Origin of the sequence: Nocardioides sp. Root240 (assembly GCF_001428825.1) — a bacterium.
Lineage (GTDB): Bacteria > Actinomycetota > Actinomycetes > Propionibacteriales > Nocardioidaceae > Nocardioides.
This window is the reverse complement of the sequence record NZ_LMIT01000013.1, coordinates 164183-183286: the sequence shown is the minus strand read 5'-3', so window position 1 is coordinate 183286 and position 19104 is coordinate 164183. Positions and strand designations below refer to the sequence as shown.

The 19104-nt window shown below is 71.7% G+C and carries 24 protein-coding genes, 2 tRNA genes and 1 pseudogene; 17 read left to right on the top strand and 10 right to left on the bottom strand.

All coding sequences use genetic code 11. The annotated features are described in order from the left end of the window. Nucleotide 1 precedes the first annotated feature (1 nt). Together ASE20_RS18305 and bcp are read right to left on the bottom strand one after the other, a co-directional pair. Nucleotides 2-715, bottom strand: a complete 714-nt coding sequence (locus ASE20_RS18305; protein WP_056896005.1) for a hypothetical protein — start codon at nucleotides 713-715, stop codon at nucleotides 2-4. Next, the gene (gene bcp / locus ASE20_RS18300; RefSeq protein ID WP_225869236.1) at nucleotides 712-1293 is read right to left on the bottom strand and encodes a thioredoxin-dependent thiol peroxidase; all 582 of its coding nucleotides are present in this window, start codon (nucleotides 1291-1293) and stop codon (nucleotides 712-714) included. Before bcp ends, ASE20_RS18305 begins: the two co-directional genes overlap by 4 nt. On the opposite strand from bcp, the gene ASE20_RS18295 reads away from it, so the two are divergent. The 12 genes from ASE20_RS18295 to ASE20_RS24835 all read left to right on the top strand — a co-directional run bounded on the left by ASE20_RS18295 (nucleotide 1293) and on the right by ASE20_RS24835 (nucleotide 10208). Beyond that, a complete protein-coding gene (locus ASE20_RS18295) occupies nucleotides 1293-1979 on the top strand; it encodes an energy-coupling factor ABC transporter permease (protein WP_056896003.1) in 687 nt (228 codons plus the stop codon). The genes bcp and ASE20_RS18295 overlap by 1 nt on opposite strands. Then, nucleotides 1976-2305, top strand: coding sequence for a PDGLE domain-containing protein (locus tag ASE20_RS25190; RefSeq protein WP_056896002.1), 330 nt, complete (start codon nucleotides 1976-1978; stop codon nucleotides 2303-2305). Before ASE20_RS18295 ends, ASE20_RS25190 begins: the two co-directional genes overlap by 4 nt. Further along, nucleotides 2305-2997 carry a cobalt ECF transporter T component CbiQ gene (gene cbiQ, locus ASE20_RS18285; protein WP_056896001.1) on the top strand — a complete coding sequence of 231 codons (693 nt, stop codon included), beginning with the start codon at nucleotides 2305-2307 and terminating at the stop codon, nucleotides 2995-2997. The genes ASE20_RS25190 and cbiQ overlap by 1 nt, the downstream gene beginning before the upstream one ends. Further along, on the top strand, nucleotides 2994-3764 hold the full coding sequence (locus ASE20_RS18280; RefSeq protein WP_056896000.1) for an energy-coupling factor ABC transporter ATP-binding protein: 771 nt from the start codon (nucleotides 2994-2996) through the stop codon (nucleotides 3762-3764). The genes cbiQ and ASE20_RS18280 overlap by 4 nt, the downstream gene beginning before the upstream one ends. Then, nucleotides 3761-4015, top strand: coding sequence for a DUF3618 domain-containing protein (locus tag ASE20_RS18275; protein WP_056895999.1), 255 nt, complete (start codon nucleotides 3761-3763; stop codon nucleotides 4013-4015). The genes ASE20_RS18280 and ASE20_RS18275 overlap by 4 nt, the downstream gene beginning before the upstream one ends. Nucleotides 4016-4043: 28 nt before the next feature. Beyond that, entirely contained in the window at nucleotides 4044-4343 is a 300-nt protein-coding gene (locus ASE20_RS18270) for a GroES family chaperonin (protein WP_056896380.1), read from the top strand. Nucleotides 4344-4377: 34 nt separating this feature from the next. After that, complete coding sequence (locus tag ASE20_RS18265) at nucleotides 4378-6798, top strand: penicillin acylase family protein (protein ID WP_056895998.1); 2421 nt, start codon at nucleotides 4378-4380, stop codon at nucleotides 6796-6798. Nucleotides 6799-6817: 19 nt separating this feature from the next. Beyond that, nucleotides 6818-7594, top strand: coding sequence for a crotonase/enoyl-CoA hydratase family protein (locus ASE20_RS18260; protein WP_056895997.1), 777 nt, complete (start codon nucleotides 6818-6820; stop codon nucleotides 7592-7594). A 19-nt stretch (nucleotides 7595-7613) separates the two neighbouring features. Beyond that, nucleotides 7614-8561: a WYL domain-containing protein gene (locus ASE20_RS18255; protein WP_157538697.1), complete on the top strand. Its 948-nt coding sequence runs from the start codon at nucleotides 7614-7616 to the stop codon at nucleotides 8559-8561. Then, on the top strand, nucleotides 8558-9547 hold the full coding sequence (locus ASE20_RS18250; protein WP_056895995.1) for a WYL domain-containing protein: 990 nt from the start codon (nucleotides 8558-8560) through the stop codon (nucleotides 9545-9547). The genes ASE20_RS18255 and ASE20_RS18250 overlap by 4 nt, the downstream gene beginning before the upstream one ends. A gap of 9 nt (nucleotides 9548-9556) precedes the next feature. Further along, nucleotides 9557-9970: a hypothetical protein gene (locus tag ASE20_RS18245; RefSeq protein WP_056895994.1), complete on the top strand. Its 414-nt coding sequence runs from the start codon at nucleotides 9557-9559 to the stop codon at nucleotides 9968-9970. 70 nt (nucleotides 9971-10040) lie between these two features. Further along, the gene (locus ASE20_RS24835; RefSeq protein ID WP_157538696.1) at nucleotides 10041-10208 is read left to right on the top strand and encodes a hypothetical protein; all 168 of its coding nucleotides are present in this window, start codon (nucleotides 10041-10043) and stop codon (nucleotides 10206-10208) included. Nucleotides 10209-10214: 6 nt separating this feature from the next. Here the strand turns inward: ASE20_RS24835 and ASE20_RS18240 are convergent, their stop codons facing one another. From ASE20_RS18240 to ASE20_RS18230, 3 genes are all read right to left on the bottom strand, one after another. Then, nucleotides 10215-10937 carry a GAF and ANTAR domain-containing protein gene (locus tag ASE20_RS18240; protein WP_157538695.1) on the bottom strand — a complete coding sequence of 241 codons (723 nt, stop codon included), beginning with the start codon at nucleotides 10935-10937 and terminating at the stop codon, nucleotides 10215-10217. A gap of 70 nt (nucleotides 10938-11007) precedes the next feature. Beyond that, a tRNA-Lys gene (locus ASE20_RS18235) sits at nucleotides 11008-11080 on the bottom strand. 67 nt (nucleotides 11081-11147) lie between these two features. Then, complete coding sequence (locus ASE20_RS18230) at nucleotides 11148-12707, bottom strand: phytoene desaturase family protein (RefSeq protein WP_056895992.1); 1560 nt, start codon at nucleotides 12705-12707, stop codon at nucleotides 11148-11150. A gap of 82 nt (nucleotides 12708-12789) precedes the next feature. Here ASE20_RS18230 and ASE20_RS18225 point away from each other — a divergent pair, with 82 nt between their 5' ends. After that, a complete protein-coding gene (locus tag ASE20_RS18225; protein ID WP_056895991.1) occupies nucleotides 12790-13743 on the top strand; it encodes a pirin family protein in 954 nt (317 codons plus the stop codon). 62 nt (nucleotides 13744-13805) lie between these two features. On the opposite strand, the gene ASE20_RS18220 is transcribed toward ASE20_RS18225, so the two are convergent. Together ASE20_RS18220 and ASE20_RS18215 are read right to left on the bottom strand one after the other, a co-directional pair. Next, nucleotides 13806-14234, bottom strand: coding sequence for a hypothetical protein (locus tag ASE20_RS18220; protein WP_056895990.1), 429 nt, complete (start codon nucleotides 14232-14234; stop codon nucleotides 13806-13808). 112 nt (nucleotides 14235-14346) lie between these two features. After that, on the bottom strand, nucleotides 14347-15222 hold the full coding sequence (locus ASE20_RS18215) for a helix-turn-helix domain-containing GNAT family N-acetyltransferase (protein WP_056895989.1): 876 nt from the start codon (nucleotides 15220-15222) through the stop codon (nucleotides 14347-14349). Between the two features lie 75 nt (nucleotides 15223-15297). Here ASE20_RS18215 and ASE20_RS18210 point away from each other — a divergent pair, with 75 nt between their 5' ends. Further along, entirely contained in the window at nucleotides 15298-15492 is a 195-nt protein-coding gene (locus ASE20_RS18210; RefSeq protein WP_056895988.1) for a hypothetical protein, read from the top strand. A 42-nt stretch (nucleotides 15493-15534) separates the two neighbouring features. On the opposite strand, the gene ASE20_RS18205 is transcribed toward ASE20_RS18210, so the two are convergent. Together ASE20_RS18205 and orn are read right to left on the bottom strand one after the other, a co-directional pair. Further along, nucleotides 15535-15610: transfer RNA gene (locus tag ASE20_RS18205), tRNA-His, on the bottom strand. 49 nt (nucleotides 15611-15659) lie between these two features. Then, nucleotides 15660-16295 carry an oligoribonuclease gene (gene orn, locus ASE20_RS18200; RefSeq protein WP_056895987.1) on the bottom strand — a complete coding sequence of 212 codons (636 nt, stop codon included), beginning with the start codon at nucleotides 16293-16295 and terminating at the stop codon, nucleotides 15660-15662. An 85-nt stretch (nucleotides 16296-16380) separates the two neighbouring features. On the opposite strand from orn, the gene ASE20_RS18195 reads away from it, so the two are divergent. The 3 genes from ASE20_RS18195 to ASE20_RS18185 are packed head-to-tail and all read left to right on the top strand — an operon-like array spanning nucleotide 16381 to nucleotide 18657. Continuing rightward, nucleotides 16381-16875, top strand: a complete 495-nt coding sequence (locus ASE20_RS18195; protein ID WP_056895986.1) for a MauE/DoxX family redox-associated membrane protein — start codon at nucleotides 16381-16383, stop codon at nucleotides 16873-16875. Continuing rightward, the gene (locus tag ASE20_RS18190; RefSeq protein ID WP_056895985.1) at nucleotides 16875-17618 is read left to right on the top strand and encodes a DsbA family protein; all 744 of its coding nucleotides are present in this window, start codon (nucleotides 16875-16877) and stop codon (nucleotides 17616-17618) included. Before ASE20_RS18195 ends, ASE20_RS18190 begins: the two co-directional genes overlap by 1 nt. A 22-nt stretch (nucleotides 17619-17640) precedes the next feature. Continuing rightward, nucleotides 17641-18657 carry an adenosine deaminase gene (locus ASE20_RS18185; protein ID WP_082612663.1) on the top strand — a complete coding sequence of 339 codons (1017 nt, stop codon included), beginning with the start codon at nucleotides 17641-17643 and terminating at the stop codon, nucleotides 18655-18657. A 41-nt stretch (nucleotides 18658-18698) separates the two neighbouring features. Here the strand turns inward: ASE20_RS18185 and ASE20_RS25050 are convergent. Then, nucleotides 18699-19104: pseudogene (locus tag ASE20_RS25050) on the bottom strand (hypothetical protein); the annotation flags it as partial.

Below are 19104 nucleotides of genomic sequence, written 5' to 3'. Positions count from 1 at the left end.
CTCAGTCGGCCCACTGCCACGTGCTCAGGATCCGTGCGAAGGTGTTCAGGACGTCGTCGTCACCGGCCTGCAGCGACGCGGTGATCGAGTAGCTGCGGTTGTCGCTGATCACGAGGTGGGCGCGCTGCTGCACCTTCGTGCCGTCGTTGTTGGTGCGCGTGATCTCGGCGGTGAGCGCGGTCTGGCCGTTGATCGTCGTCGGCGAGCCGTCGCTGATCCGGGCCGTCCTGTCGTCGGAGACGAGCGCCCTCTCCCACCGCTCCTTGAGGTCGTTCGGGTCGGTGTAGCCGTAGGCGGCCTCGGTCTCGACGATCACGTTGCCGCGGGCGGTGTCGGCGCTCGGGCCCCACAGAACGACCTTGTCGATCGTCTTCAGCCGGGGGTTGGCCTTCTTGAAGGCAGTGGTGCCGTCGGTCCAGCCGTCGGGCAGCTGCACCTGGTAGCCGTTGCCCTCGATGGTCGGGCCGCCGAGGTCCGGGATGGTGGTCGTCGGCGCCTGCGAGGTGGTGGTGGTGTCGTCGGACGACGGCTTCTCGTCGTCACCGCCGAGCAGGACGACGGCCGTGATGCCGCCGCCGACGAGGAGCAGCACGGCGATGATCGCGGCGACCACGAGGCCGGTGCGCTTCTTCGCCGGGCGCGGCGGCGGAGGCGGGACCGGCGGGACCGGCGGAGCGGGCGGGACCGGCGGGGCGGGAGGCGGCGGCTGCGTCATGCGAGGCCGAGGTCCCTGCGCAGCTTGGCGACGTGGCCGGTCGCCTTGACGTTGTACTGGGCGAGCTCGACCGCCCCGTCGGCACCGACCACGAAGGTCGAGCGGATGACGCCCTCGACGAGCTTGCCGTAGAGCTTCTTCTCCCCGAAGGCGCCGTAGGCCTTGTGGACCGCGAGGTCGGTGTCGGAGAGCAGGGTGATGGTGAGGCCGTCGCGCTCGCGGAACTTCGCCAGCTTGGCGGGGGCGTCCTTGGAGATGCCGACCACGGTGTAGCCCGCGGCCTGGAGCGCGTCGAGGGAGTCGGTGAAGTCGCACGCCTGCTTGGTGCAGCCCGGCGTCATCGCGGCCGGGTAGAAGTACACGATCACCTTGCGGTCGCCGGCCAGCAGTGATGCGAGGGAGACCTCCTCGCCCGTGTCGGAGGTGAGGGTGAAAGCGGGGGCGGTGTCGCCGGGGGCGAGGCGGGCCGGGTCGCTCATGGGCGCTGCTCCTGATGGGCGTGTGTTGTTGCAAACTGTATGCAATAAGGTGGGTCGTGCTCGTGACCATCTAACTACCCCCCAACCCAGGAGCGGCAATGCACGTGCCTGACGGATTCCTCGATGCGCCGACCTCGGTGGCGACAGGGGTGATCGCGGCAGCCGGCGTCGGTGTCGCCCTCCGCCGGGCGCGCGCCGAGCTCGACGACCGCACCGCGCCGATGGCCGGCCTCGTCGCGGCGTTCGTGTTCGCGGGCCAGATGATCAACTTCCCGGTCGGTGCCGGCACGAGCGGCCACCTGCTGGGAGGTGCGCTGGCCGCGGTCCTGGTCGGGCCGTGGACCGGGATGCTGTGCATCAGCGTCGTGCTCCTGGTGCAGGGGCTGTTCATGGCCGACGGCGGACTGACCGCCCTCGGCACCAACATCACGCTGATGGGCATCGTGGGCGTCGTCGTCGGGTACGCCGTCTTCCGGCTCGTGCTCGTCGTGCTGCCCCGCAAGCTCGGCTCGGTGCCGGTCGCGGCCGCGGTGGGCGCGCTGGTCTCCGTGCCCGCCGCCGCGACCGCGTTCACCCTGCTCTTCGCGATCGGCGGCACGGCCGACGTCGCCACGGGCAAGGTGCTCGCCGCCATGGTGGGCTGGCACCTCGTGATCGGCGTGGGCGAGGCGATCGTGACCGGCCTCGTGATCAGCGCCGTCGTCGCGTCGCGTCCCGACCTCGTGCACGGCGCCCGCGGCCTCGCCACCCGCACCCCGCTCGTCACCTCGGAGCTCGCCTCATGAGCAGGCGTCGTTTCCTCGCCGTCGGCCTGCTGGTCGCCCTGCTGGTCGCGGGCGTCGGCAGCTACTACGCCAGCAGCCACCCCGACGGCCTCGAGTACGTCGCGGGCAGGACCGGGTTCGGCGACAGCGCCGAGGACCCCGTCGACACCGGGAGCCCGTTCGCCGACTACGGCACGAAAGGGGTGGACGACGCGCGGCTCAGCGGCGGGATCGCCGGTGTGGCGGGCGTGCTGCTGACGCTCGCGATCGGTGGTGGCCTGTTCTACGCGCTGCGCCGGCGCACCCCCGAGCCGGAGCCCCAGCTCCAGAACCACGACCCGTCCTGATGGGCGCCGGTCACGGCCACCGGCTGCACTTCCACGGCCACTCGCCGGTGCACCGCGCCCCGGCGCACCTCAAGGTGCTCGCGCTGCTGGCGTTCGTGCTGCTCGTCGTGGCCACCCCGCGGGACTGGTACCCCGTCTTCGCGCTCCACCTCGCCGTCCTGCTCGGCGTGGTCGCGCTCGCGCGGGTGCCGCTCGGCTACCTCCTGCCGCGCATGGTGGTCGAGGTGCCCTTCCTGCTGTTCGCGGCGCTGATCCCGTTCGTCGCGGAGGGCCCGCGGGTCGGCGTACCGATGCCGGGCGGGTGGGAGCTCTCGCTGTCCGAGCACGGCCTGGTCGCGGCCTGGGGCCTGGCGGTCAAGGGCACGCTGGGCGTCCTCGCCTCGCTCACGCTCGCGGCCACCACCGAGCCGAACGAGGTGCTGCGCGGCCTGCAGCGGCTGCGCTTCCCCGACCTGCTCGTGCAGATCATGTCGTTCATGGTGCGCTACCTCGACGTGGTCACCGCCGACCTCGGCCGGATGGTCACCGCGATGCGTTCGCGCGGCGTCGACCCGAGGTCGCCCCGGCACTGGCCCGCGCTGGCGCGTACGCTCGGCGCGCTGTTCGTCCGGTCGTACGAGAGGGGGGAGCGGGTGCACCTGGCCATGCTGTCCCGGGGATACGACGGAAAGCTCCCGGAGACCGTGCGATGACCCCCACCCTCGACCTCCGCGGGGTCGCCTTCGCCTACCCCGACGGCCACCAGGCCCTGTTCGGCGTCGACCTCCACGTCCACCCGGGCGAGCGGGTCGCGCTGCTCGGCCCCAACGGCGCCGGCAAGACGACGCTGGTGCTGCACCTCAACGGCATCCTGTCGGCCGAGAGCGGCCACGGCGAGGGCAGTGTCGCGGTCAGCGGCCTGCCGGTCACGAAGAAGAACCTGCTCGAGATCCGGCGCCGCGTCGGCATCGTCTTCCAGGACCCCGACGACCAGCTGTTCATGGGCTCGGTGCGCGCCGACGTCGCCTTCGGCCCCGCGAACCTGGGTCTCAAGGGCGCCGCGCTGGAGAAGCGCGTGATGGACGCGCTGGAGCAGGTCGGCATGGCGGCCTACGCCGACCGCCCCCCGCACCACCTGTCGTTCGGGCAGCGCCGCCGGGTCGCCGTGGCGACCGTGCTGGCCATGGAGCCGGAGATCCTGGTCCTCGACGAGCCCAGCTCGAACCTCGACCCGGCCTCGCGTCGCGAGCTCGCCGACATCTTGCGCGGCCTCGACGTGACCCTGCTGATGGTCACCCACGACCTGCCGTACGCCCTGGAGCTGTGCCCGCGCTCCGTGGTGCTCAGCGGCGGCCGGGTCGTCGCGGACGGCCGTACGTACGACGTCCTGACCGACGACGCGCTGATGCGTGCCCACCGGCTGGAACTCCCGTGGGGTTTCGACCCGCGCACGGTGCCGGTTGATAGCCTGCCCGGGTGAGTGACACTCCCTCTGACATCGAGCGCGAGATCGAGGAAGCCCGCGAGCGACTCGCCGGCACGATCGACCAGCTGCTCTACCGCTCGCACCCCAAGACGATCGTCGGTCGTGAGGTGGCGCAGGTGAAGGCGTACTACGTCGACGCCACGACCGGGGAGCCGCGCACCGACAACATCCTGAAGACCGTCGGTGGTGTCGTCGGGGTGATCACGTTCTTCGTGGTGGTCCGCCGGATCACCCGCACCCGCTGAGGCCGTGTCCGACAAGACGCCCATCAAGATGCTGCACGACCGCATCTTGTGCGAGGTCGACTCCGAGTCCGGTGAGCGCCGCTCCTCGGGCGGCATCGTCATCCCGGCGACCGCCGCGATGGGCGCGCGCCGGCTGGCCTGGTCGCGCGTGGTCGCGGTCGGCCCGCACTGCCGGTCCGTGGTGTCCGGCGACCGGGTGCTCTACGACCCGGAGGACAAGGCCGAGGTCGAGGTCTCGGGCGAGGTCTACGTCGTGATGCGCGAGCGGGACATCCACGCGGTCGCCGCCGACCGGCTCGGCGACGAGGCGGCCGGGCTCTACCTGTGACGTAACGCACACGGGGAGAACGCGTTACACCCGCATGCGCTCCCCCCGCGTCGCGGCGCTGCTCGCCGCCACCCTCGCCGTGCCCGCCCTGGCCCTCGCCGGGCCCGCGGACGCCGGTCCCGAGCCCGCGGCAGCGGCCACCTCGCCGTACGACGCGACGATCAGGATCACCGAGCATGGCATCCCGCACATCACCGCGACGGACTGGGGGTCGCTGGGCTACGGGAGCGGGTACGCCACGGCGAGCTCGTCGATCTGCAACCTCGCCGACACCGTGCTCACCGCGCGCGGGCAGCGCTCGCGCGAGCTCGGCGGCGAGGGTCGCTACCTCGACGGCGTCTCGCTCGACGCCTCCAACCTGCAGGTCGACGCCTTCGTCACCGACCTCCACCAGCGCAAGGTCGTCGAGAACCTGCTCGTGTCGAAGGCCGGCCCGTCCGCGCGGGCCAAGGCGATGGTCAAGGGCTACACCGCCGGCATCAACCGGTGGCTGCGCGACAACACGATCACCGACCCGGCATGCAGGGACCAGGACTGGGTCAAGCCCGACGCCACCGAGATCGACCTCTGGTACGGCGTCTACATGGCCAACCTGATCGCGTCGTCGGGCAACTTCCTCAAGGAGATCGTCGAGGCCGACCCGCCGACGCTCGCCGACCCGGGCCTGCCGGACCTGGGCATCGACCTGCCGCTGCCGACGACGAAGGCGGAGGTGCCGGCGTACGCGAAGCAGGTCGACAGGGCGGCGCTGCTGAGGTCGCTCGGCCAGGACGGCGACTTCGGCTCCAACGCCACCGCGATCGGTGGCGACAAGAGCTCGACCGGGCGCGGCCTCCTGCTCGGCAACCCGCACTTCCCGTGGGTGGGCCGCTACAAGTTCACCCAGCAGCACCTCACCATCCCGGGCACGTACGACGTCGCGGGTGCCTCGCTGATCGGCTCGCCGGTCGTCAACATCGGCTGGAACAAGGACGTCGCCTGGAGCCACACCGTCTCCACGGCGTACCGCTTCACGCCCTACGAGTACTTCACGGTCGGCCCCGGCCCGCTCTACCTCACCGCGAACGGGCTGCTGCGCAAGGCCGAGCAGCGCTTCGTCGATGTCGTCGTCAAGCAGGCCGACGGCTCGCTGAAGACCGTGCGCGAGGACGTCTGGCGCACGCCGCAGGGCTATGTCATCGACAGCCCGTCGCAGTTCATGGGCTGGTCGCCGCTCAGCTTCTGGGCGATCCGCGACGCCAATGCCGAGCACCTGCGCACCATCGACACCTTCCTCGCGATGGGCGAGGCGACGAGCAGCCGCGACCTGCTGGCCCGGCAGGACGCCGGCGGCGGCATGCCGTGGGTCAACACGACGGCCGCGGACCGCAGGGGCGAGGTCCTGTACGCCGACCACAGCGTGGTCCCGAACGTCACCAACGCGATGGCGACCCGCTGCCTCACGCCCGTCGGCCTGCTGCTCAAGTCCGTCGCGGGGCTGCCCGGGCTCAACGGCCTGCTCGCCGACGGGCTCTGCAAGTGGGGCACCGACGCCGATGCGCAGCGGCCGGGGATCCTCGGGCCGGCGAAGCTGCCCGCCGTCGTACGACGCGACTGGGTGATGAACGCCAACGACTCGTACTGGACCCCGAACGACAAGGTCCGCCTCGAGGGCTACGCCAACATCATCGGCTGCGAGAAGTGCGTGCGGACGATGCGGACCCGGATGGTCCAGCAGTACGTGATCGACCGGCTCGCGGTCGGCAAGGAGACGCCCGTGACCCTGCGCGGTCACGAGCACGAGAACAGGGTGCGTGCCGCCGAGGTGATGCGGGCGGGCGGCAGGCTCGACGAGGTCTGCGCCAGGACTGGGGAGACGCAGGCCTGCGCCGTGCTGAAGGCGTGGGACGGCCACTCCGACACCACCTCGGTCGGCACGCACCTGTTCGAGGCCTTCGTGAAGCGGGCGCCCACGGGCGACAACCTGTGGACCGTGCCCTTCGACGCGAAGGACCCGATCAACACCCCGCGCGGGCTGAGGACCGACGCGACCGTCGTGAAGGCGATGAAGGACGCGATCGCCTCCGTGCGCGCGGCGGGCGTCGCCTTCGACGCGCCCTGGGGATCGCTCCAGGTCGCGGGCGACCGCGGCGCGCCGGCGTACCCGATCGGGGGTGGGGACGGCGACCTCGCGGGCAACGCCAACGCCGTCGCCTCGCGCAACCCGGCGTCGAACACCGACCGCTACAAGCCGGTCAGCTACGGCTCCTCGCACATCCAGGCGATCAGCTACCTCGCCAACGGCACGGTCGACGCGCGCACGATCCTGACCTACAGCCAGTACGAGGACCCCGCCTCGCCGTGGTCCTCGGACCAGACCCGGCTGTTCTCGGAGGAGAAGTGGGTGCAGTTCCCGTGGACGCCGGTGCAGGTCGCCGCCGCCACGGTGCGCACCGTGCACCTCTCCGGGAGCTAGCAACCACTAGCCTCGGCCCATGTCGGTCGAGGTCGAGAAGCACGGTCCGGTCACCCTGGTCACCCTGTCGCGGCCGGAGGTGCGCAACGCGGTCGACGCCGAGCACGCCCGGCTGCTCACCGAGGCGTTCGAGGAGTTCGACGCCGACGAGTCCGCCTCCGTCGCCGTCCTGCACGGCGCCGGAGGGGTCTTCTGCGCGGGCGCCGACCTCAAGGCGGTCTCCGAGGGCCGGGTCGACGTCGGCGCGCCCGGCGACGGGCCGGACGCCGGACCCGCCGGCATGGGACCGAGCCGCCTGCTGCTCTCGAAGCCGGTCATCGCGGCCGTCGACGGGTACGCCGTGGCCGGCGGCCTCGAGCTCGCGGTCTGGTGCGACCTGCGGGTGATGGATCCCGCCGCCGCCTTCGGGGTGTTCTGCCGGCGCTGGGGTGTCCCGCTGATCGACGGCGGCACGATCCGGCTGCCGCGGCTGATCGGCCACTCCCACGCGCTCGACCTGATCCTGACCGGGCGCGAGGTCGGTGCCGACGAGGCGCTGCGGATGGGCCTGGCCAACCGGGTCTCGGCGCCCGGCGCGGTGCTGGAGGAGGCGCTGGCCCTGGCCGCCCAGATCGCGGCGTTCCCCCAGACCTGCCTGCGCCAGGACCGGCTGTCGTCGTACGAGCAGCACGGGCTGGACCTGGCGGAAGCGCTGGCGGTGGAGTGGAAACACGGCCTCGTGTCGCTGTCCGCCGATACCCTCGACGGTGCCGCGCGGTTCGCGCAGGGGGCGGGCCGTCACGGCGCGTTCGAGTAGACCTATCGGGAGGGACGACGTGGCTGCGAAGGGCCCCGGACGCGACCAGCGCGGACCCATGGAACGGCTGGTGCGGATCGCCGCGATGCTGCAGGCCCACCCGCAGAGCGGGGTGAGCAGCGACAAGCTGATCAGCGTCGCCGGCTTCGAGGGGGGCAAGGACGCCGGGTCCCAGCTCAAGCGCGAGCTGACCCACCTCGAGAACCAGGGCTGGCAGATCGAGAACATCGCCGGCCCCGGGGAGTCCGCGACCTACCGGATGACGACGGTCGACAACCGGCTCCGGGTCCGGCTGACCCCGGGCCAGCAGGCCGAGCTGCGCCGTGCCGTGCTGATGGCCAGGCGCTCCGACCTCGTCGCGCGGCTGGGCCTTCCGGCCGAGGCCGCCGGTGACGAGCTGCCGCCCGCGACCGCCGTCCAGGACGCGACGCCGGAGGCCCTCTCGCTCGTGGTCGACGCGGTGCGTGACCACCAGCTGCTGACGTTCACCTACAAGGGCACCCGGCGCACCGTGCACCCTGAGTCGGTCCGCAACCAGAACGGCACGTGGTACCTCCGTGCCGTCGAGGACGCCGACCTCGCCGACCTGCCCGGCTCCGTCGTCAAGACGTTCGTCGTCTCGCGGATGACCGCGGCCGACGCGGGCCCCGCCGGCAGCGCGCAGCGGATCCCGCCCGTGCGCCACGTCGGGCTGCACCCGATGTCGTGGGAGATCGACCCGGCCGTCGAGGTGACCCTGCGCGCGCCGGCCCACTACGAGCCCGACGTACGCCGCTGGCTCGGCGACCCCGAAGGGGTCGAGGCCGCCGGCGACGACGTGCTGCTGCGCTACCGGGTGACCCACCGCGCCGCGCTGCGCACCCGGCTCAACGAGCTGGGCGACCGGGTCCGGATCGTCGGGCCGGCCGACGTCCGGGCCGAGGTGATCGCGGCGCTCGACGCCGCCCGAGGTGGGGGAGCCGCATGAGCACGCCCAAGTACGTCCAGCGGTTCGCCCGCCTGCCCGCCGTCTTCGAGCGGCTCCAACGCCACCCCGAGGGGCTCTCGCTCGAGATCCTCGCCGCCGACTTCGACACGACGGTGGCGGCGCTGCGCGAGGAGCTGCTCGCCTTCTACACCGCCGACATCGGCGGCCGCTGGCTGCTGACCCGGCCCGAGGTCCTCGAGTTCCTGGGGCCCGACGGCGACACCGAGGATCCCGGCACCGCCGGCATCGTCCGCATCGTCGCCGAGGTCCCGGCCGACATCGGGGTCGAGTACGTCGACGCCGGCGAGCTCGGCCTGGCCTACACCGCTGCCCGGGCCCTGCTCGAGACCGAGCCCGACAACGTCGAGCTGACCGAGGCCATCGACGTCCTCACCGAGACCATGTTCGGCCCGTCGGCCGTGGGTGCGTCCACGCCCGCCGTCCGCAGCTGGAACCGCCTGCTGCCGGTGTTCCGCAAGGCCCTCGCCGAGCAGACCGCCGTCCGCATCGTCTACTCCCGCGCCTGGCACCCCGGCGTCACCGAGCGCGAGATCGAGCCCTACCAGCTGGTCCAGACCCGCCGTGGCTGGGAGGTCGACGCCGGACCCGCCGACGCCGACGGCAGGCTGCGCACCTTCCTGCTGTCCAACATCCGCTCCGCCGAGGCCGTCGAGCGCACCTTCGATCGCCCGGACGACGTCGCCGAGCTCCTGGCCGCTCAGCGGGCCACCACCCGCGTCCGCGTGCTGCTCCCGCAGAGCGCCCGCTGGGCCGCCGACTTCTACGCCGAGGAGGTCACCCTCGTCGAGGACGACGAGACCGACGTCGTCGTCGACCTCGACCTGTTGCCCCCGGTCGACGGACGGGTCGGCCGGCTCCTGCTCGCCGCCGGACCGCTCGCCACCGTCATCGACCCGCCGCACCTGGACTCCGCCGGCGTCGTCGCGGCGGAGGAGCTGATGATGCACCACTCCGCGCAGGCCTAGGGTGAGGCCATGACACTGGCCCAGAACCTGGCCCGGATCGCCCTCGGCGCGACCATGACCGCCGCGGGGCTGACCCACCTGACGGTTGCGCGCGACGAGTTCCGCGCGCAGGTGCCGTCGTGGTTCCCGGTCGACGAGGACATCGTCGTGCTCGCCTCCGGCGCGGTGGAGATCGGCCTGGGCGCTGCCTTCGCCGCGCTGCCGAAGCGCCGGCGCCTGGTCGGCGGGCTGCTCGCGGCCTTCTTCGTCGCGATCTTCCCCGGCAACATCGCCCAGTACGTCGAGGGCACCAGTGCGTTCGGCCTCGACACCGACCAGAAGAGGTTCGCGCGGCTGTTCTTCCAGCCGGTGCTGGTGCTCTGGGCGTTGTGGGGCGGGGGACTGCTCCGGGGCAGGCGAGGCGCTGTCGGCGACCTGCCCTAGAGTTCGGGACGAGCAGCTCAGGACGGGGGCTGCCCCGCGGGTCTCGCGACCCCATCGGCCGGAGGCGACCTTGTCCCCGAACACCCCTGTCCTCGTCGACCTCGACGGTTCCGCCGTCCCCGGCCTGTTCCTCAAGGCCACCCCCGACGGGAGCTCGCTCCTGGTCACCTTCGAGCGGGACGGCCACGTCTCGACGAGCTGGCTGCCGGCGGAGCAGGTGCGCGCTGCCGAGGCGTGAGGGACGTCAGCCGTGCGAGGGCGTGTCGCCGGACGGCTGGAACTGCGCGTTGGCGTCGTCCACGACCTGCTGGGCGATCGAGCGCAGCTTGACGTTGCCGGTCGAGGAGGCGCGGACGAGGAACTGGAAGGCGCGGTCCTCGGTGATCCGGTACCGCTCCATCACGATCCCGACCGCCGTGCCGATCGCCTGGCGCGACGCCACGGACTCGTTGAGCTGGTGCTCGTGCCGGGCCCGGCCCAGCGCGATGGCCGCGTGCGCCGCGAACAGCTCGCCCAGCTGGACGGCATCGGGGTCGACGCCCGGCTCCGCGGCGTAGAAGTTGAGCCCGCCGAGGGTGGTGCCGTCGCTGTAGAGCTGCAGGCCCATCTGGGCGCGCAGGCCGAGCTGGCGGACCTCCTCGACGTACTGGGGCCACCTGTCCTCGGTCTCCACGTCGTCCATCACCGTCACGCCGCCGTGCCGGATCGCGTCGTAGCAGGGCCCCTCGGCGAGCTTGTACTGCAGCTCGTCGACGTCCCACACGATTCGACCGGTCCCGGCCCGGGTCTCGATCCGCCTGTTGCCGTTGCCGTGGACGACGGAGATGCCCACGTGGTCGAACCCCGGCACGGTCTGCTGCGCGGCGCGGACGATCGCGTCGAGGGTCTGGTCCAGGGAGCGGTGGCTGTTGATCGACTGGGCGGCCTCGGTGAGGGCCGCGGCGATCGTGGTGTGGTCGGGCTTCACACCGGACGCGGTACCCACGGGAGCGGAAATGCATCAGGCCCGGTCGTGTGACCGGGCCTGATGACTGCGGTACACCCCCTCGGACTCGAACCGAGAACCCAGTGATTAAGAGTCACTTGCTCTGCCAATTGAGCTAGGGGTGCATCTGGTGAAGCGAGATGGAACATTACCAGCGCCACGGCTGGCGGGTGAAATCGGGATGCGTCCCGGTCAGCCGAGGGATTCGAGCACGGCTTGTGCGGCGTTGTGGCCGCCCAGTCCGCTGACCGCGCCGCCGCGGCGGGCGCCGGAGCCGCACAGCAGCACGCCGTCGTACGACGTCTGGACGCCCCAGCGTTCGGCGGGCGTCTCCAGGCGGGCCCGGGCCGAGGCCCACGGCCAGTCGAGGTGGCCGTGGAAGATGTGGCCACCGGGCATGGCGAGCTCGGCCTCGACGTCCTGCGGGATCTTGGCCTCGATGCACGGCTCGCCCGACGGCGTCCGCATCACCACGGAGTCGATCGGGTCCTCGAGGACCGCGTCGAGCGAGGCGATCGCACGGCGGACCGCCTCCGCCTTGGTCTGCGCCGGCGAGTCCTCGAAGAGCCGGGCCGGGGTGTGGAGGCCGAAGTAGGTGAGGGTGTGCGTGCCCGGGGGGACGGCGCCGAGGATCGACGGGTCGGTCAGGGAGTGGCAGTAGACCTCGCCGGGGAGCGGTGATGGCAGCTCGCCGCGCCGGGCGGCGGCCCACGAGACCTCGAGGTCGGACGCGGACTCGGCGAGGTGCAGGGTGCCGGCGAAGGCCACGGCCGGGTCGATGCCCGTGCGGAGCCGGGGAAGGCGCGAGAGCAGGAAGTTGATCTTCAGCTGGGCGCCCTCCGGCTTGGTGGTCGGGTCCTCCTCCTCGCCGAGCAGGATCCGCAGCACCCACGGGGCCACGTTGGCGAGCACGAAGCGCGCGGACGCCGTGTGCTCGGTGGCGCCGTCGTGCCACCGCACCTCGGCGTCCTCGCCGGGGGCGACGGCGCTCACGCCCGCGCCCGTGACCACGGTCGCGCCCGCGGCGACCGCCGAGGCGTGCAGTGCGGAGGTGACCGCTCCCATCCCGCCGACGGGCACCCGCCACTCGCCGGTGCCGTTGCCGATCAGGTGGTAGAGGAAGCAGCGGTTCTGCACCAGGCTCGGGTCGCGCAACGACGCGAAGGTGCCGATGAGCGCGTCGGTGCCGACCACGCCGCGGACCAGGTCGTCGCGGAAGCGGCGCTCGATGGCCTCGCCGAGCGGCCGCTCGACGACGTCGCGCCAGGTCACCGGGTCCACGGCAGCGCGGAGGGTGGCGTCGGTGACCAGCGGCTGCGTCAGGGTCGGTGCGACGACCTCGGCGAGGCGGCCGACCTCGTCGTAGAAGGTGCGCCAGGCGTCGTACTCCTCGTCGGAGCCGGTGAGCTCGCGGAAGGACGTCCGTGTCGCCTCGCCCTCGTCGCGCTCGACCAGCAGGCCGACCGGCCGGCCGCCGCGCACGACGGGGGAGTACGACGCCGTCGTCCGGCTGACCAGCTGCAGGTTGAGCCCCAGGTCGCTCGCCACCTGCTCGGGGAGCAGGGAGACGAGGTAGGAGTAGCGCGACAGCCGGGTCGGGAAGTCCGGGAACGCCTGGGTGGAGACCGCCGCGCCGCCGACGTGGCCGAGTCGCTCGAGGACGAGGACGGAGAGCCCGGCGCGGGCGAGGTAGGCAGCGGCAGTGAGGCCGTTGTGGCCGCCCCCGACCACTACGGCGTCGTAGCGCGTCATGGCCCGACCCTATGCGGAATGAACCGGACGGGTATATGGTTGACATGGCAACCAAGCCTCTCGACCACTGGAGGTGGGCCCCATGCCCGCGATCACCGTTGACGACCTGACCGTCCTGCCGCGCCTGAAGTCCCCGGGACTGGGTGACCAGCCGCGACCGGTCTGGCAGGTGACGACCGCTCCGACGGGCTACGAGGGGGAGGGCTTCCCGGTGCGGCGGGCATTCGCGGGCATCGACATGAAGCACCTCGACCCGTTCATCATGATGGACCAGATGGGCGAGGTGGAGTACGCGCCGGGGGAGCCCAAGGGCACGCCGTGGCACCCGCACCGCGGCTTCGAGACGGTCACCTACATCATCGACGGCGTCTTCGACCACCAGGACAGCCACGGTGGCGGCGGCACGATCACCAATGGCGACACGCAGTGGATGACCGCGGGCAGCGGCCTGCTCCACATCGAGGCCCCGCCGGAGTGGCTGGTCCAGTCCGGCGGCCTGTTCCACGGCATCCAGCTCTGGGTGAACCTCCCGCGCGACTCCAAGATGAACGACCCGCGCTACCAGGACATCCGCTCCGGCGAGGTCGCCCTGCTCACCACCGACGACGCCGGTGCGCTGGTCCGGGTCATCGCCGGCGCCGTCGACGGCCACGACGGACCCGGCTCCACGTTCACGCCGATGGCCCTGGTGCACGCCACCATCGAGCCCGGCGCGCGCCTCGACCTGCCGTGGAACGTCGACCACAACGCGCTGGTCTACGTGCTCAACGGCTCCGGCAGTGTCGGTACGACGGACGCGAGCCCGGTCCGGACCGGCCAGACCGCCGTGCTCGGCGCCGGCGACTTCCTGACGATCACCGCCGACGAGCGGCAGGAGAGCCGCTCGCCGAAGCTCGACGTCGTGATCGTCGGCGGCCAGCCGATCCGCGAGCCGATCGCCTGGGCGGGACCGTTCGTGATGAACACCAAGGCCGAGGTGCTGGCGGCGTACGAGGACTTCCAGAAGGGCCGGTTCGGCCTGCCGATCGGCGGCTGAGGCTGACATGCCACTGCCGGTCGGTCCCCGGGGACCGACCGGCAGTGGTGCGTCCGGGTGGTTCAGCCGACCCAGACGATGCTGGCGTTCGTCCAGCCGACGTTGTAGTTGCCGGTCGACCCGACGTAGGCCCAGTTGCTCGTGCCGACCGTGCGGTAGGGGCGCGAGTAGTAGTCCATCCGCAGGTGCCAGTAGTAGCCGGTCTGGACGGAGTAGGTGACGCAACCGTTGCTGCCGGTCGAGGTCGTTGCTCGGGCGACCCAGGCGGACCCGTTCCAGACGTCGACGTAGACGGTCGAGAACTTCTGCGGCGCGGTGTACGTGCCCCACTGGGTGTTGGACGTCGCCTGGAAGCAGCCGGTGATGCTGCCGTAGCTCGCGGCCTGTGCGGGCTGACCGGTCGCGGCGATGGTGCCGGTGAGAGCGGCGAACGTGGCGAGCAGCGTGAGTGCGATCCGCCGGATGGTGCCGACGCGGTGGGTGGTGTTCATGACGGGCTCCTTCGGGGTGGTGGTGGGTGGTTCCTGCTGTCCACCAGCCTGCTGCCGTCCGCCCTGCCGGTCCGTCGCGCGCCTGACACCTGCTGTGTCGGGTCGCTGACACTCAGCCCGTGGGGAGGTCCTTGGCGAAGAAGGCCTCCGCGTAGGGGTTGTCGTTGTAGCGGTCGATGCGCTCGTAGCCCGCGCGCTCGTACATCGCGATCGCCTCGAGCAGGGTGCCGTTCGTGTCGAGCACGACCCGCTCGAAGCCCCGGCCACGCGCCAGCTCCTCGAGGTGGCGCAGCATCCGGGACCCGAGCCCGGCGCCGCGCCAGGCGTCGTCGACCCACATCCGCTTGACCTCCGCGGTGGCGGGGCCGACGTCCGGGACGGGACGGATGCCGCCGTAGGCGACGGGGGTGCCGTCGGAGGTTGCGACGACGTACGTGGCCCCGGGCTCCGGCGCGTCCGGGCCCCCGGGGTCGAAGCCGTCGGGGAAGCGGCCGTCGAGCTCGGCGAAGTAGCGTGCCGTCGCCTCCCGGGCGACCGGGGCGTCGGACGAGACCTCCCGCGGCCGCACGGTCGCGGCCCGGACGAGCAGGTCGGCGGTGCCGAGCGCCTCGGCGAGGCGTTCCTGCTGGCGCGGGGTGAGCGGCGCGACCAGGAGGTCGGCCCGTTCCTCGGAGCGTCGCTCGAGGTCGTCGTACGCCGCCTCGCCGTCGCCGGTCAGGACGGCGACCCGTCGCCGTCGGTCGTCGGGGTCGATGACGGTGGCGACCAGGCCCTCGTCCTCGAGCCGGCGCAGCAGTCGGGAGAGATGGCCGGAGTCGAGCTCGAGGCGCTCGCGCAGCTCGCGCACGCCGGCCGGTCCGCCGTGGCCGATCTCGAAGAGCAGTCGGGAGACCGCCAGCGGGCGGCCGGTGCCGAGGAAGGACTCGTCGAGCACGCCGATGCGCTGCGTGTAGGTGCGGTTGAACCGGCGGAGGACCTCAGTGAGCATTCTCTGACTATAGTCAGAGAACTGGGAGAGGGGTCAGGCGTAGGCTGGTGATCCCTTCTCGAGAGTGAGGTCACCATGGGTTGGTGGGCCTGGGTCCTGATCGCGGTCGCTGCGGTTCTCATCATCGGATTCGTCTACGACCGTCGGCGTGCCGGTGCGGCGCGGGTGCGCGGCGACTCCGCCTCACGCCAGCGTGACTTCGGCCGCTCCGTCGAGCACGACAACAGCGGTCTCCAGCGCAAGATCGGCGGCGGTCCCGGACCGCTGTGAAATGCGAACCGGCCGGACTCCGAGGAGTCCGGCCGGTTCGGTTGGGGTGAGTAACGGGACTTGAACCCGCGACATCCGCCACCACAAGGCGGCGCTCTACCAGCTGAGCTATACCCACCATCGGCCCTGTCGGGCCGGGGACGAGTGTAGACGCAATCGCCCGCGAACTAGGAATCGGTATCGGTGCGTGTCACGCCGAGGCCGGTCAGTGCCCCGCCGTGGCGCGCCGCGGCGGCCTTCGCGGCATCGCCGTCGGGGCCGGGGAGGGGCACGAAGACGGTGTCGCGGTAGTACCGCAGCTCCTCGATGCTCTCCTGGATGTCGGCGAGCGCACGGTGGTTGCCGCGCTTGGTCGGGGCGTTGAAGTAGGCCCGCGGGAACCAGCGCTTCGAGAGCTCCTTGATGGAGGAGACGTCGACGATCCGGTAGTGGAGGAAGGCGTCGAGCTCGGACATGTCGCGGGCGACGAAGCCGCGGTCGGTCGCGACCGAGTTGCCGGCGAGGGCCGGGCGGCTGTCGGGGGCGCAGTGCTCGCGGAGGTAGGCCATCACCTGGGCCTCGGCCTCCTCGAGGGTGACGCCGTTCGCGAGCTCGTCGAGCAGGCCGGACGTCGCGTGCATGTTGCGGACGAACTCGATCATCTGGTCCAGGGCCTCGGCCGGGGGCTTGATGATGACGTCGACGCCGTCGCCGAGCACGTTCAGGTCGAAGTCGGTCACCAGTGCCGCGATCTCGACGAGGGCATCGCTCTCGAGGGAGAGGCCCGTCATCTCGCAGTCGATCCAGACCAGTCGTTCGTTCACGAGGGAGCACCCTACGCCTGCCCGCCGACGTCTCCCTCCGCGCTCTCTCAGCACCCGCTCAGAGCGCCCCACTACGCTCACGCACGTGAAGGGATCACTGGCCTGGGTGGGCCTGCTCGCCCGGTTGGTGACCGGAGGTGTGTGGATCGTCGCCGGCGCGCTCAAGATCACCGAGCCCGACGCGAGCATCGCCGCCGTGCGGGCCTACCAGCTGCTGCCCTCGTCGGTGGCCGAGGCGGTCGGGATCGCCCTCCCGGGCCTGGAGGTCGTCGTGGGCCTCGCGCTCGTTCTCGGTGTGCTCGCCCGCGGTGCCGCGGCGCTGTCCTCGTTGCTGTTCGTCGCCTTCATCATCGGCATCGCGTCGGTGTGGGCGCGCGGCATCGAGATCGACTGCGGGTGCTTCGGCGGTGGGGGAGCGGATCCGGGCGCGAGCTCGGCGTACCCCTGGGAGATCGCCCGCGACGTGGCGCTCCTCGCGGCGTCGCTGCTCGTCGCGTGGCTGCCGCGGACCCGCCTGGCCCTCGACTCCCTGTTGTTCGTGCCCCGCGCCGCCGGCGCTGCTGAAGGAGATGGAAGCTGATGTCCGACAAGTCCAAGGCCAACGCCCGCGCCGAGAAGGCCGCCGCGGAGCGCGCTGCGCAGGCGAAGCGCGAGGCACGGCGCCGCTGGCTGACCATCGGCGGCGTCGCGCTGGCGATGGCCCTCATCATCGGCGGCGCGATCACCATCAGCCTCCTGCAGAAGAACAAGAACGACGACAAGCTCGCCGCCGCGGCCAGCGGTCGCAGCGACTACGGCGTCACCATCGGCGAGGAGAGCGCGCCCCACAAGGTCGTCATCTACGAGGACTTCCTCTGCCCCTACTGCGGCGAGCTGGAGAAGCAGACCCGCGAGGATCTCGCGCAGCTGGCGGCTGACGGCAAGGTGTTCGTGGAGTACCGGCCCTTCGACCTGCTGAGCCAGCTGGGCGACTACCCGATCCGCGCCACGAGCGCGTTCTCCGTCGTCCTCGACGCGTCCGGACCCGCGGTGGCGAAGAAGTTCCACGACCTGCTCTACGAGAACCAGCCCTCCGAGTCCGACCCGGGCTCGGTGACCAACGACGACCTCGTCGAGCGTGCCGTCGAGGCGGGCGCCAAGGAGTCCGACGTCGCCGACGCGATCCGCAACGTCAGCAACAAGGACTGGGTGGCCAAGGCGACCTCCGAGGCCAAGGCTGCGGGCGTGAACGGCACGCCGACGATCATCCTGGACGGCAAGGTGTTCACCGACGGACGGACGATCGACGAGCAGGCGGAGAACCTGATCGCGGCGCTGGACTGAGACCCCTAGGGTGACCTCTGTGCTGAGCAACTTCATCGCCGGCCTGCCCAAGGCCGAGCTCCACGTCCACCACGTCGGGTCGGCCTCGCCGCGCATCGTCTCGGAGCTGGCCGAGCGCCACCCCGGCACGGTGCCGTCGGACCCGGCACTGCTCAGCGAGTTCTTCGCGTTCCGCGACTTCGCCCACTTCATCGAGGTCTACCTCGCGGTCGTCGACCTGGTCCGGACGCCGGAGGACGTGCGCTACCTGACCTACGAGATCGGCCGCGAGCTCGCCGAGGGCCAGGCCGTGCGGTACGCCGAGCTGACCTGCACGCCGTACACCTCCGTGCTGCCGGACGACCCCGACCGTGGCATGCCGATCGAGGCCTACACCGAGGCGATCGAGGATGCGCGGCTCGCGGCCGAGCGCGACTTCGGCCTGGTGCTGCGCTGGATCTACGACATCCCGGGAGAGGCGGGCATCCCGGCCGCCGACGCGACGCTCCGGTTCGCCCTCGACCACGCCCCCGAGGGGCTCGTCGCGTTCGGCCTCGGCGGGCCCGAGATCGGCGTCCCGCGCGACCAGTTCGTCCCGCACTTCACTGCCGCCCGCGCCGCCGGGCTGCGCTCGGTGCCGCACGCCGGCGAGACCACCGGTCCGGAGACGATCTGGACCTCCCTGCGCGGGCTCGGCGCCGAGCGCATCGGCCACGGCACGTCCGCCGCCCAGGACCCGGAGCTGCTGGCGTACCTCGCCGAGCACCGCATCCCGCTCGAGGTCTGCCCGTCGTCGAACGTCGCCACCCGCGCCGTCGCGTCGCTGGCCGAGCACCCGCTGCCGGTCTTCGTCGAGGCGGGTGTCGTGGTGACGATCAACTCCGACGACCCGCCGATGTTCGGTACGACGCTCAACCGCGAGTACGAGATCGCGGCCGACCTGCTCGGCCTCGACGAGAGCGGCGTGGCCGACCTCGCGCGGGCCTCGGTGGGTGCGTCCTTCGCGCCCGATGACGTGAAGAAGCGCGTGCTGGGCGAGATCGACGCCCACGCGGGCTGACGTCGTGCCGGCGCTGCACTTCCCGCTGGCCCTCCGTGGGGTCAGGAGGTGAGGACGTACTTGCCGGCGAGCTCGATGCGCAGGGTGTGGTAGTCGACCTGGGTGATCGACCGGGTGCCCTCGCCGGTGACGAGGCGGTGGAGTCCGTGGGGTGTGCGCCAGATCCAGCGGTCGGGTCCGAGCTGGTGGACCTCGTAGCCGAGATGTGTCTTGGCCCGGTGGGAGTGGCGGGTGAGCGGGGTGTCGTTGTGGTCGCCGGTCTGGCCCGGTGGTCCGTCCTTGTCGTAGGCGATGGTGTGGTCGTGGTCGGGGCTTCTCTTCGACTGGGCGAAGAGGGTGGTGGCGTGGGGGAACACGTCGCCGAGGGTGCGGTACTCGCTGCGTTGCTTGACGTCGGCGGGGTGCTCGTAGCCGTTGACCGACCGGCCGTGGTGGAGGTCGATCACG